This window comes from Salinispora cortesiana (assembly GCF_000484695.1).
Classification (GTDB): domain Bacteria; phylum Actinomycetota; class Actinomycetes; order Mycobacteriales; family Micromonosporaceae; genus Micromonospora; species Micromonospora cortesiana.
In genome coordinates, this window is record NZ_AXVR01000034.1 from 40881 (window position 1) to 53251 (window position 12371).

Here is a 12371-nt window from a genome sequence, read left to right on the forward strand (position 1 = left end):
CGATCCAGGCCGGACCCGCACGGCCGAGCTGGTGGCCGCCGGACGGACGCCAGCGCCCGCCCGGTTCAGTGGCCCTGGTATAGGGCGTCGACGTCCTCGCTGAAGTGTTCCTCGACCACACTTTTCTTGATCTTGAGAATGGGGGTGAGTTCACCGTCGGCCTCGGTGAGATCCCGGGGCAGGATGCGGAAGGTCTTGACCTGCTCGGCGCGGGAGACGGTCGCGTTCGCACGGTCAACGGCCGCCTGGATCTCGCCGCACAGCTCCGGGTCGTCCCGCAGCTCGGCCACGGTCGCGTCGTCCGAGCGGCCGTGCTCGGAGCGCCAACGATCCCAGGCGGACGGGTCGATGGTGACCAGCGCGGTGACGTACGGGCGATCGTCACCGATCAGCATGCACTGGCTGACCAACGGGTGCGCGCGGATCGCCTCCTCGAGCGGCGCGGGCGCGAGGTTCTGCCCCGAGGCGGTTACGATGATCTCCTTCTGCCGCCCGGTGATCCGCAGGAACCCGTCCGAGTCCAGCTCGCCGAGGTCGCCGGTCCGCATCCACCCGTCCTGGGTGAACGCCGCCCCGGTGGCCGCCGCGTTGTTCCAGTATCCGGGGAAGACCGGGTCGCCGCGGGCGAGGATCTCGCCATCGTCGGCGGTCTGGATCTTCACGCCGGGCAGGGGTCGACCGACCGTGCCGATCCGCTGGGACGTCGGCGTGTTCGCCGTCAACGCCGGGGATGCCTCGGTGAGCCCGTACCCCTCCAGCACCAGCAGGCCCGCGCCCCGGAAGAAGTGTCCCAGCCACTCACCGAGCGGCGCGCCGCCGACAATCGCCGCGGAGCACCGACCACCCAGGGCGGCCCGCAGCTTCCGGTACACCAGCAGGTCGAACCCGCCTCGGGCGAGCCGGAGCAGGGGGTTTGGGCCCCAGGAACGATCGAGACCGTGGCTGTACCGCACCGCCACCCGCTCGGCGAGCCGGAACAGCCAGCCCCGGTGGCTCTCCTCGGCCTTCTGCTCTCCCCGACTGTGCAGCTTCTCGAAGACCCGGGGCACCGCCAGGACGAACGTCGGCCGGTGCCGGCGCAGCTGCTCCAGCACGCCCGCGATGTCGGCGCTGTGCACCATGGCGGTCCGGGTCTGCACCACCCCAACCTGGATCATCCGGGCGAACGCGTGGGCCAGGGGCAGGAACAACACCGTGGTCGCCCCGGCGTGTAGCAACTGCGGCAACACCGAGACCGCGGCAGTCACATCACAGTGGATGGATCGGTGGGTCAGCACACAGCCCTTTGGCCGACCGGTCGTGCCGCTGGTATAGACGATCGTCGCCATGTCACCGCCGGTCACCCGACGGCGCCGGCCGTCAACCACCGCATCGTCAACCGCACGCCCCTGGCCAGCAAGATTGATCAGATCACCGGCGTCGATCTGCCACACATCACGCAACGCCGGCAGATCCGAACGGCGGCCGGCGACCAACTCGGCCTGATCAGACGTCTCCACCACGCAGCCCACCACGCCCGCATCCGACAGGACCCACCCGAGTTGGTCCGCGCTGGCCGTCTCGAAGACCGGCACCGACACCGCCCCGATCGCCCAGAGGGCATAGTCGACCAGGGTCCACTCATATCGGGTGCGACTGACTAGCCCGACCCGGTCACCGTGCCCCACCCCGGCCGCGAGGAAGCCACGGGCAAGGCTGAGCACGTCGTCCCGGAACTGGGCGCACGTCACCGGCACGTCACCACCGCGCACCGACCGGCGCGCGGGCCAGGCGCGGGACACCGGCGCGGGCCGGACGAACTGCACCGCATCCGGGTCCTCCCGGGCGTTGGTCCACACCTGCTCGGCCAGCCCCGGCAGCACCCCACCGATCTCCTCCACCGGCGAGACCACGACCTCCTGCACCTTGCTACCCCCGGTAGCGTCACCACCGGCACCTGGCGTGCCGGCGCTCGTACCCCCATCGTGCGACCGGCGGCGGCACCGGCGACGGAACTACCAGCAAACTGGCCCGGGCACCGCGACGACGTGCTAGAAGGTGGTCACCGCCAAAAAAGCGCTCGTCCGGGCCGTCGGAACGGTCTATCTTCCGCGGATGCCCTTCCCCGCTCGCCCACCATTGCCGCCGGACGTGGACCCCGAGCTGTGGTTCGACACCGAGCACTGCGGCCGGCACTATCTCCTCGACGGCAACCCCCATACGTTCCCTGGGCGCATGTACGCCTATTGCGCCGAGCGCGGTATCCGTACCCGAGTGTCGAAGGGTGAGATCAGCGACTGCTCCACGCAGGCCCGCTACTTCGTACGTGGGTACCTGTCCGGCAGTGAGCCGGCACCACCGGAGTCCGACCGCCCCACCGAATCGGCCGCTCTCGCCTGGAGCGACGCGGTCGCCCGCTTCCGGGACACCGGGTGCTGGGTTGGCGTCGATGAGAGTGCCGACGCGGCGGCTGACGTCGATACCGACCGGTCTGAGGAGACCGGTGCGGATCCCGACGGTGGCACCGACGCCGAGGCGGGAGAGATCCCGCAGTGGCTCCAGAGCTGGCTGCGAGAGCAAGCGACCGCACGGGTGGCGCTGGTCGTCGACGTGCCGAACAGCAACGCGGACCACGCCATTGAAGTCGCCACGACACTCGCCAACCGGGTCGGCAGGCAGACCTGTGATCGCAGCGGTCCGGTCGAGGTCAGCCGACCCGTGTCGTTCACCCGGGTGTACGCACTGGTCGGTGTCACTGGGCACCGCCCGTGGGTAGCGGTGCACACGGCCATGACGGCGCTTGGTCGCAGCGGCTGGGCGCCCGCGACCGCGGTCGAAGGGGAGCAGTACGTGACGGCCGAGTTCAGGGCGGAGCGTGAGCTCAACCAAGGTCTCGACGCACTCGGGGTGAGCGCGGTGGAGATCCACGCTGCCTACGGGCTGGGGCACGACCCGTCCCGTACGCCGGGCAGTTGGTGGCAGGGCGACTGACGACGGCGCGCTAGCGGGCGGACGGGCGCTGCGACAGCCCCGGATCCGTCGGCCGCCGCTGACTCCAACTGGTGACCAGGGCCACGCGGATCAGCTGGCGGATCACCATGATCGCCACCACGTAGAGCAGGTGCTCCCCCACCGGCGGCTCCGCGATTCGCAGCAGGCTGGCGGCCAACCACAGGTCAAGGCCGACGCGTAGGGCCAGGACCGCGTTCCGGGACACCAGCAGAACCACCGCGGCCGACAGGATGCCCGCGGCCATACAGGCCAGGACGGCGTACTCGACCAGGGCGCTCACGAGGCCGGCTCCGGACCCGCCCGCTTCGAGTCGCCGGGCCCGGGCGAGCCGACCTCGGCGATCTCGCGGCGCTCCTGCTTGATCTCACGGGCGAGGAAGAAGTTCAGCGCGGTCCGGATCGCCGCCACCGCAGCCAGCTCGGCGATGTCCAGCAGGGTTGGCGCGACGGCGGTGCGCATGATGTCCGAGGCGAGTTGGAACTCCAGCCCGAGGGTCAGGAACCGCCCGAGAGTCAGCCGGATCGGCACGAACGCCCGGCTTTGCCGGTGCCGCAATCCCACAACCACGAACCGGACGAACGCCATCATCGCACCGACGAAAATGATGAGGATGCCGGCGGCCTCGACCACCCGTACCAGGAGGTCCACCGCCTCCAACATCCAATGCTGGTCGGACATGTCATCCATACCAGCGGCTTCACGCCGCCACGAGCACCAGCATCCCGGGACGACACCCGATCGCGTCGCCGTCGGCCAATCCGCCCCCGGCGGGTGGTGTCATCCGCCGCCGGTCACCCGTCAGGTGTGGGTCGTGCGCGCCGGCTGCACCGGCGGGGCCACCGGGTCCGCGGGGACGGCGCCGGGCGACGGGTCGAGTTGCTGGCGCAGCGCCGCGATCTCCTGGCGCAACGCCGCGACGTCCTCGGCGGTCGCTGCCGGGTGCCGGTCCCGGCCGGACACCCGGTCAACGATCCAGGTGGCGAGCGAGCCGGTCACAAAACCGATCAGCCCAATGCCGCCGATCATCAGGCCGACCGCCACCAGCCGCCCCTCCGGGGTGACCGGATAGAAGTCGCCGTAGCCGACGGTCGTGATGGTCACGGCCGCCCACCAGAGGGCATCGCTGTAGTTGGTGATGGACGGGTCGGGCGCCGCCCGCTCGGCGTCCAGGACCGCCAGGGAGGCGACCCCCACCAGCAAGACGGTGGTCGCGGCCACGTAGATGCCGAGCCGGCCGCGGACCCAGGCCTCGGTCCGCCGGCTGAGCGAGAGCACCACCGTCACCAACCGCAGCGCCCGCAGCGGACGAAGCATCGGCAGGAGCAGCACGGCGAGGTCGAACAGGTGCTCCCGGAGGAAGCGTCGCCGCTGCGTGTGCAGGATGAACCGGACAGCCATGTCGAGCCAGAACACCAGCCAGGTGGTGAACGTGGTCACCTGACAGACCGTGATCCATGCCGAGCTGAGCTGCGGATCCAGGATCGGCGCAGCATATGCGGCCAGGAACACCAGGGAGAAAACGGTCAGCGGCAGTGCGGTCAGGCGCTCCCAGCTCGCGACCCGCTGCTCCCGCCGGCTGATGGAGCCGGTGTTTCCCATGATCACCCCCGACCGTGGTACGAGTATCCATGCAACTATGGGCCGATGCGACTCTACGTGGAGCCAACGGGGTCGTCGACGGCGGTGGACGAGCCTCAGGTGGACGAACCCCTGGTAGACGCGCTGGCAGCGCTGTGCCGCTCGCTGGTTGGCGTCACCGTCCGCACGCTCGATGCCCTCGATGTCGACCTCACGATGTCGCAGTACCGAATCCTGGTCCTCCTCGTCTCCCAGGGGCCGGCCCGGGTCGTTGACCTCGCCACGACCCTGCACGTCCACCCCTCCACCGTCACCCGTGGGTGTGACCGTCTGGCCCGACGGGGGCTGGTCGCCCGGCGGACCGGCGAGAGCGACCGCCGGGTCTCCTGGCTCAGCCTGACCGTCGCGGGCCGGGACCTGGTCGGCGAGGTCGTTCGACGCAGTAGCGCCGAGATCCGGCGGCTGGTCGCGGTGACCGGCACCGCACCCGACGTCGGGCTGATCGACATGCTGGAGGCGCTGGTCGCTGCCGCCGGCGAACCAGATGAACGGCGGTGGCGGCAGGACTGGGAACGGTGTGTCGGAGCAGCGAGCTGAGTTCACCTGCATGACGTGGCCGCCGTCGGGTAGCCGCTGCCGTGGTCGACTGGCGGGCGGTCTTCACGCCGGACGCTCCGCTGTTGGAGATCATCGTCCGGGGCAGCGTGATGTACCTGACGCTGTTCTTCCTGCTGCGGGTCCTGCTGAAGCGGGAGAGCGGCACCACCGGAATGACCGACCTGCTGGTCATCGTGCTGATCGCCGACGCCGCGCAGAACGGCATGGCAAACGGCTACACCTCGCTCGCCGATGGGGTGCTGCTGGTCGCGGTGATCATCGGTTGGGCGTACCTGCTCGACGCCGTCGCCTACCGCTGGCAACCCGCCGCCCGACTGATCCGACCGAAACCACTGGCCCTGGTCCGCGACGGCCGGATGCTGCACCGCAACATGCGCCGGGAGTTGGTCACCGAAGACGAGCTGTACGGGCAGCTGCGCGAGCAGGGCATCGACAGCCTGGCTGAGGTCCGGGAGATGCGGATGGAGTCCGACGGCCAGTTCAGCGTGATCACCCGCCGCCCCGGTAAGTAGCCGCCCTGACCGGGCCCCAAGCAGCGGACACCAGGACAGGGCCGGGTCAGTCAACGGCGAGCAGCGTTCGGGCAGCGGCCACGAGAGCCGCCACCCCGGTCGGCAGCGCCAGCTCAACATTCGGGGCGAAGCGCGGGCTGTGATTCGTCGGCAGGTTACCCAGCTTCTCGGCCGCGTTGGCGCCGGGTGCCGCCCGCCACTGGCGTGGGCCCACGGTACCGAGCATCCAGTAGCTGCTCGGTATCCCCCCGGCGGTCAGCAGCGGAAAGTCCTCAGCCGCCAGGGAGGGGGGCCACCCGCTGACCCGCGCCGTCCCGAACACCCCGAGGTGGGCGGCCCGCACCCGGGCGGTCACGGCTGGATCCCCCACATAGGCGGGGGTACGCGAAGCGATCCGCACCGTCGGCTCACGTGGGCTGTCAGCGGCCGCGCACGCCGCCCGAACCGTTCGGGTCACGCTCTCCAGCACCTGGTCCAGCGTCCGCTCGTGCCGGGCCCGGATCGTCACCCCGAGCATCGCCCGGTCGGCGATGACCGCAGCGTGGTGCCCAGCGCGCAGCGTCCCGACGGTGAGCACCACCGGGTCATCCCGGTTGGCCTGCCGCGCCACCAACGCCTGCAACCGCAGGACGATGTCCGCGGCGAGCACCACCGGATCCACGCAAAGCTGCGGGGTGGCCGCGTGCCCGCCCCGTCCAGACACAATGATCTCCAGGGTGACGCAGCCGGCCGTCATCGCACCGGCGCCGTGGGCGACCATGCCCGCCGGTAGCGGTGCGGCATGCTGGGCCAGGAGCAGGTCGGGTCGACCGAACCGGTGGTAGAGACCGTCATCGAGCAGGGCCGCCGCACCGTACAGGGTCTCCTCGGCCGGCTGTCCCAGGATCAACAGCGTCCCCCGCCAGCCGTCCCGAGCTTGGGCCAGGTGGGCGGCCGCGCCGGCCGCCGCCGCCAGGTGCAGGTCGTGTCCGCAGGCGTGCATGACCGGTACGGTCCGGCCGTCGGCGGCTACGCCGGTAGCGGTGCTGGCATATGGCAGGCCGGTCTCCTCGGCGACCGGGAGCGCGTCGAGCTCTGCCCGGATCAGGACGGTCGGGCCGGCCCCATTGCGCAGGACGCCGACCACGCCATGCCCACCGACTCCGGTCGTGACCTGGTAGCCAACCCCCCGTAGGGCAGCCGCGAAGCGGGCCGCGGTGCGCTCCTCCGCCCCGGAGAGCTCCGGATGTGCATGCAGGTCGCGGTAGAGCCGGGCCGCGGCGGCAACGGTCTCCCGACCAACCGGCGGGCCTACCGCATCGGCCGCTACGAATGCCATGAGGTCAGCCAAGCCGACGCCGCTGTCATCTCACTGACATCGGGCGACAGCGGTGTGTGATGCCGGCACCAGGCGATCGGTAAGCGCCCTGGGGTGTGCTTGCGGTGGGCCGACCGGACAAGCCGGCCGGACGCCGACCCGGGAGGAGTCACCATGGAGCACGACACCGACCTCAACGCCCTCGCCGAAGAGATCATGGAGCTGGAGTCGGAGACCTTCGCGATCTCCGACTACGCCGACGCGTCCGAGGCGATCCTCGCCTCCTGCTCCTCGTCAGCCACCACCTCGACCTGCAGCAGCACCACCTCCACCACCAGCTGCTCGGCCTGAGCAACAGCAGTACAACGTCGGGTCACCCCGTGGGGGTGGCCCGACGTCCTACGACCAGGCACTGATCTCCGAGTAGGAGGGGAGGTCCCGTCGCACGGTGAGGCCGTCGCGGACGGCTACGGCTGCTTCACTGCTGCCGCCAGGGCGGCGGAAGAGTGGTGAGCCGGTGCTGATCCGTCCCACGCCCGGGTCAGCCAGGGTGACGATGGTGTGCGGGGGTGTCGCGCAGTCGGTCACGACTGATCGATACTGGCCAGCCGGGCGAGAAGCTCACGCTGGGCGTCATTGAAAGCAGTTTCCAGGTACGACATGAGCAGCGCATGGGTCCGCGAGTCCAACTCCGTCCACCCGTCGACGCTCAGCTGGCCCAGGGCGAGGTGGTAGTCGGCGACCAGCCGGTCGATCTCCTCATCGCCGGTGTCCGGCCCGAGCGCGGCGAACCGGGCGGCCAGCGCGGTGGTGGCCGCCAGCCTGTCCGGCTCGGTGGCCTGACTGAGCAGCCCGATCAACGCGGCCCGCCCCTTGTCGTCCAGAAGGTGGTGCAGCAGCAGGACTACCTCGCGGTCGTGTTTGAGTAGCTCTGGCGGCAGGTCCGGACCGCCGCCGTTGCCAATGCCCGCGAGCAGGCCGGCCAGTTCCGACGGCGTGTCCGCGGCGGCTCCGACGGCGCGAAGCTGGGCGATCACCTCGCGGCGGGCGGTGAGCCGTTCGATCTGGTCGGCCAGTGCGCGGTCGAGCTCGTCGAGGACAGCGTGGGCCCGGTTGCTGGCCCCCAGTATCGGCGGAATTTCGTCGAGGGGGATGCCGACCTCGGCCAGCCGCCGGATGCGCAGCAGCAGCACCAGGTCGCGCACCGTGTACTCGCGATAGCCGTTCGCCCGCCGTGCCGGCTCGGGAAGAACCCCAACCTGGTGGTAGTGCCGCAGGGTGCGGACGCTGACTCCGGCCAGCCGGGCGATTTCGCCGCTGTTCATCCGTTCCTCCAGGTCAACTTACTAGTTCGGCCTCGGGTGCCGGCCTTGGCTCCAGGTCGCGCAGTGCCCGTGCGCCGATCGCGGCGACGCCGGTGATGAGCCAGATGAGGGCGAGGACGATCGCGCCGGTCCGAGCGCTGAACTCCGCGACCAGCAGCGCGGCGCCGCCCATGCCGAGTGCCGGGGCGAGGGTGAGCAGCGCGTTCTGGAGGCTCATTACCCGACCGCGCATCGCGTCCGGAATTCGCTCGACCATGAGCACGCCGATCAGGCTGCCGAACAGCCCGTTGCCGAGCCCGACCAGGGCCGCAGCGCCGAGCACAAGCCACGGGCTCGCCAGCGTCGCCATAGCGCTGATGCCAGCGATCATGATCAGCATTCCGGTCAGGAACCAGCTACGCCGCCGGCCCCGGCTGCCCGCCGCGGCGTACGTCCCGCCGCCGATCAGCATTCCGACAGCGAGCGAGCTGAGCACCAGTCCGAGCAGCTCAGGCCGCTGCTGCAGGGTGAAGTATACCGGCAGGACCAGCGTCTGAAAGCCGGCCAGAACCACCACCCCACCGGCACTGATCAGGGTGGTGGCCAGCAGGAACGGCGAACGGCGCAGGGTATGCCAGCCGTCCCGCAGCACCACCCGCTGCGGCACGGCCCCGTCTGCCGGGATCACAGCAGCCGGGACCATGCCGGCCTCGCGCGGGATGAACATCGTGACCGCCGCGGCCGAGGCCGAGGTCGCCGCGGTCACCCACAGCACGGCGGCTCCGTCAAACGCCGCGATCAACACCGCCCCGACCGCCGGCCCGATCAGCATGACCATTGCGCCGAGCGCCTCGCGCAGTCCTAGCAACCGCTCGGTGCTCATCCGCCCGGTCCGGATGATGCCCGGGATCATCGCTTCCCGAGCGGTCAGCCCCGGCACGTCGCCGAACGAGCCAATCACCGCGAACAGCACGAACCAGCCGAGCGCAAGCCCGACGGCGGCGTCGACCAAGGGCAGCGCGGCAATCGAGAGCGCGGAGATCACATCGGTGAGCACGGCGGCCGTACGCCGGTTGATCCGGTCGATCACCACGCCCATGACCAGCCCCGCGGCGGCTGCGGGCAGCGCCGAGGCAACGGCGACCGCACCGGTGGCGAGCACGTTGCCGGTGATCTGCAGGACCAGCAACGGCAGGACCACCCCGGCAATGGAGTTCCCCAGCATGGATAGGACGTAGGAGGTCAAATAGGCCCAGGACACCTTGCTCATACGACCATCGCAAACCATGACGCTGCGTCGGGGTCAACTCCACAGCTTCCGTCGGGGAAGTGTGGCGCTACCCCTGCGGCCGGCGTGCCAGCAGACCCGGGCGCGAACCTCGGCCTTTCCTTCATCACCCCCGATCAACCAACTCCCTCCGAACGGGGGAGGCAGGCGCTCGTCCAGCTCATCGACGGGCATGGGTCGACCACACGCCACTTGCCAGCATCAGCACAAGCATCGATGGACCAAATCGAATGCCATTGCTACGGCGAGAGCGCTCTCCAATCCGCTGTCCTCAGAACACCGAAGGCCAATGCGACCGATGCCCTATTCCTTACGGGGTGGCTGCGCGGCGAAGTAGTGACCGAGCATGTCGGTCGTCCAGTGCGCTTGACACACCTCGCCACGGGGACCGAACTCAACAAACCATGGCTTGATATCAAGCACCGGCGTGCTGTCAACCGCATCAAGCCCCTCAACGTGAAGGTCTAGGCCATCCACTTTGAGCAGACGGCAGCGCGACACACCAAGCCAGTTGATCCGTCTCATGTTTCGGTGACCAAAGATACCCACTTCCGGCCAGTCTGGGTTGTCTCGTGGCCGGCGGGCGCCGAGGTTAAGGTCCGTCGGATCCGTAAGATGAAAGCGAAAAACGACTTCAAGGTGAGAAAACGCGTCAAGCCCTTTGGCAGATTCAGGGGTGAAGCGCTTCTCGTCGATTCGAACGATCGCCCTCACCCCTCCCCAATAGTCGTCAGTCGGTTCGGTCCTTCCTCCCACAACGTGTGCGATTGGTTCCACGGTGAAAGCCTCGCCCATTCGACCCTCCCTGTCCCGATCCGCAAATTCTGCACGTTACGAGAAGATGGCTATATAGCGTTCCGCGCGAGCATCGACTTCAGCAACAGCGCCGTTCCTCGTTTGCCGAAATGGCGAGAGTGCGGCCCTCATCTCAGCTGCGACTTGTCGAGCCCTACCAGAACGAACACCCTCCATAGTATCAAGCGATCTTGACCAGGTAGCACACGCTTCCTCTAGGTCCCCCTGCCGAGCCTGCACCATTCCGAGGTAGCCAAGCGTAACCGCGTGCGTACGGGTAAAGGATGACGCCTTGCGGGTACGTACGCTCAGGCGAAATTGACTGATCGCAGCCCTGAGATCTCCGGTGTCACGCAGCGCGCAAGCCGTCTCATGACAGAGGCTTGCCTGACCGAAAAAGAAGACCCGCCCCGGCTCGTCGTCTCCTTGAGAGGCCGCAGCAAGATCGCTCTCCGCCCGCAATAGCGCCTCGGCTGCAGCTTTGGCTTCTCGATTAGCGGCAAGAGCGCGAGCATGAACGACGCCGAGCAAAGACCGTTCACGTGGACTAGCGGCGAGGTACCGCGTTCGATCAACAGAGGCAGTGGAAAGCTCGAGCGCCTCTCTGCGATACCCCAGGTCTACCGCCTGATGGGCCATTGCGCGGAGGACATGCGCCGCCATTGCTGGATCACCGGCCTCGGCCGCAAGCTTGACAGCGGAACTGAAATAGCGTTGGGCTAACGCGTGTTCCCCGTTGTCGAACCCCATCCATCCCGAAAGATACGCTAGTTCGCTTGCCGCCGTAAACATGTCTCGGCGTACCTGCTCGTCCGCATACCGGCCCCGGAGAAGAACGGACACGTCAGCCGTGAGGTACTGAACAACAGCGGTGCGTGCATGACCCCCACCACGGCGTTGATCCACATGGGAGAACAGCGACACCATGTCCCGAACGGCTTCGACGTCGCTCCGCCCTACCGCGTACCCCTCGGCGCCACCACGTGCACGCCCCCGATTCACCATCTCGCTCCACCACGACCCGCTCGGCAGGGTCAGCGCGGCAAGTGAGTAGGCGGCGGTGGCCAGCACCCGTCTACGCTCAGCGTCCACGTCCACTCTCCCCAGATCCGTTAGCCCGACCAGCGTATCGGCGCGCCAGTCAAGCCCGTCCTGAGAGAGCGACGGTTGAGGTGGTAGCCCGATCTCTTCGAGGGTTACGACGCGTTGAAGCTTCCTGGACAGAGCTTCGACCAAGATCAGCGGCGCCCGTCCCGAGGGCATCGTGCCTCGGACCCAGTGCGAGACATGGGAACGGCCGATGCCAGCGCACTCCGTAACTCCACTCTCGATAGCAACCTGTGCGGCGACCCTTGCAATTTGGGCATGGGACAGGCCGGCTTCGGCAATCGCCGCCACGAGCTTGGCGTTGCCAACGCTGTTGCGCGCCATAGTTCGCCTCCCGCACCACTGATGATCTTTCACCACGTTCACCGGTTCTCGATGCTCGAGAGCATACCCACAGAGCATGATTCGCGGTTCGCTATAGGTACCGCCGATCACTCCGGAAGGATCGTCAAGCGTCAGCAGACACGAGTCGTCCTATCAGGAGTGCTCAACGGAACAGTTGATGACCCCCGCTGCTTCGTGTCGCATCGATCGCCGTGGTGGCGGGTGAGAGTGAGGCGCGCGCCGTTGGACGCGGGTTGCCGTGCTGCTGCAACGGCGCGCGCCCGCCACGGCCCCGGCGTTGTTCCGGCTTGAGGTGTTCTGTCCGTGTTGATGACCGGTCGGGCGGGAGTTGTGGGACGAGCGCGACTCTGATGATCTTTCGGGTGTCTACGCCTTAAGATCGTTTCGGGAGTCGCGCTCGTGTTGTCATCTTCTCTGATCGACCCTGTTGTTGACCACCTCGCTGATCTGGCGTTGTGGGAGGCTGAACTCGCTGCGGCCCCGGACGGTGTCGATCCGTTGTCGGCGGTGTCGTCGCTGATGCGGCGGTTGCGGCA

The 12371-nt window shown here is 68.4% G+C and carries 14 protein-coding genes; 4 read left to right on the top strand and 10 right to left on the bottom strand.

What is annotated here, in order from left to right; translation table 11 throughout:
- Positions 1–65: 65 nt before the first annotated feature.
- Positions 66–1904, bottom strand: coding sequence for an AMP-dependent synthetase/ligase (locus tag K228_RS0115755; RefSeq protein ID WP_025619304.1), 1839 nt, complete (start codon positions 1902–1904; stop codon positions 66–68).
- Positions 1905–2094: 190 nt separating this feature from the next.
- On the opposite strand from K228_RS0115755, the gene K228_RS0115760 reads away from it, so the two are divergent.
- The gene (locus tag K228_RS0115760) at positions 2095–2970 is read left to right on the top strand and encodes a hypothetical protein (RefSeq protein ID WP_025619305.1); all 876 of its coding nucleotides are present in this window, start codon (positions 2095–2097) and stop codon (positions 2968–2970) included.
- A 10-nt stretch (positions 2971–2980) separates the two neighbouring features.
- Here K228_RS0115760 and K228_RS0115765 read toward each other — a convergent pair whose 3' ends face one another.
- The 3 genes from K228_RS0115765 to K228_RS0115775 form a co-directional block, all read right to left on the bottom strand.
- The gene (locus K228_RS0115765; protein ID WP_025619306.1) at positions 2981–3271 is read right to left on the bottom strand and encodes a hypothetical protein; all 291 of its coding nucleotides are present in this window, start codon (positions 3269–3271) and stop codon (positions 2981–2983) included.
- The gene (locus K228_RS0115770; protein WP_025619307.1) at positions 3268–3678 is read right to left on the bottom strand and encodes a DUF1622 domain-containing protein; all 411 of its coding nucleotides are present in this window, start codon (positions 3676–3678) and stop codon (positions 3268–3270) included. Before K228_RS0115770 ends, K228_RS0115765 begins: the two co-directional genes overlap by 4 nt.
- A 111-nt stretch (positions 3679–3789) precedes the next feature.
- Positions 3790–4596: a potassium channel family protein gene (locus tag K228_RS0115775; protein ID WP_025619308.1), complete on the bottom strand. Its 807-nt coding sequence runs from the start codon at positions 4594–4596 to the stop codon at positions 3790–3792.
- Between the two features lie 39 nt (positions 4597–4635).
- Between K228_RS0115775 and K228_RS0115780 the strand changes: the two genes are divergently transcribed.
- Both K228_RS0115780 and K228_RS0115785 read left to right on the top strand, forming a co-directional pair.
- Positions 4636–5166, top strand: coding sequence for a MarR family winged helix-turn-helix transcriptional regulator (locus tag K228_RS0115780; protein WP_025619309.1), 531 nt, complete (start codon positions 4636–4638; stop codon positions 5164–5166).
- A gap of 41 nt (positions 5167–5207) precedes the next feature.
- Positions 5208–5699 (top strand): DUF421 domain-containing protein, encoded by a 492-nt coding sequence (locus K228_RS0115785; protein ID WP_025619310.1) that lies wholly within the window; start codon positions 5208–5210, stop codon positions 5697–5699.
- A 46-nt stretch (positions 5700–5745) separates the two neighbouring features.
- Here the strand turns inward: K228_RS0115785 and K228_RS0115790 are convergent, their stop codons facing one another.
- Positions 5746–7017 (bottom strand): amidohydrolase, encoded by a 1272-nt coding sequence (locus K228_RS0115790; RefSeq protein ID WP_025619311.1) that lies wholly within the window; start codon positions 7015–7017, stop codon positions 5746–5748.
- Between the two features lie 153 nt (positions 7018–7170).
- On the opposite strand from K228_RS0115790, the gene K228_RS0115795 reads away from it, so the two are divergent.
- Positions 7171–7347 carry a thiazolylpeptide-type bacteriocin gene (locus tag K228_RS0115795; protein ID WP_018215603.1) on the top strand — a complete coding sequence of 59 codons (177 nt, stop codon included), beginning with the start codon at positions 7171–7173 and terminating at the stop codon, positions 7345–7347.
- A 48-nt stretch (positions 7348–7395) separates the two neighbouring features.
- Here the strand turns inward: K228_RS0115795 and K228_RS0115800 are convergent, their stop codons facing one another.
- The 5 genes from K228_RS0115800 to K228_RS28870 all read right to left on the bottom strand — a co-directional run bounded on the left by K228_RS0115800 (position 7396) and on the right by K228_RS28870 (position 11814).
- The gene (locus tag K228_RS0115800) at positions 7396–7584 is read right to left on the bottom strand and encodes a hypothetical protein (protein ID WP_025619312.1); all 189 of its coding nucleotides are present in this window, start codon (positions 7582–7584) and stop codon (positions 7396–7398) included.
- Positions 7581–8321: a MerR family transcriptional regulator gene (locus tag K228_RS0115805; protein WP_025619313.1), complete on the bottom strand. Its 741-nt coding sequence runs from the start codon at positions 8319–8321 to the stop codon at positions 7581–7583. Before K228_RS0115805 ends, K228_RS0115800 begins: the two co-directional genes overlap by 4 nt.
- A gap of 13 nt (positions 8322–8334) precedes the next feature.
- Positions 8335–9570: an MFS transporter gene (locus K228_RS0115810; protein WP_025619314.1), complete on the bottom strand. Its 1236-nt coding sequence runs from the start codon at positions 9568–9570 to the stop codon at positions 8335–8337.
- Between the two features lie 321 nt (positions 9571–9891).
- Positions 9892–10383, bottom strand: a complete 492-nt coding sequence (locus K228_RS27270) for an SAM-dependent methyltransferase (RefSeq protein WP_080671615.1) — start codon at positions 10381–10383, stop codon at positions 9892–9894.
- Positions 10384–10419: 36 nt separating this feature from the next.
- Positions 10420–11814, bottom strand: coding sequence for an NsdA family TPR-like regulatory protein (locus K228_RS28870; protein ID WP_188116210.1), 1395 nt, complete (start codon positions 11812–11814; stop codon positions 10420–10422).
- Between the last annotated feature and the right edge of the window lie 557 nt (positions 11815–12371).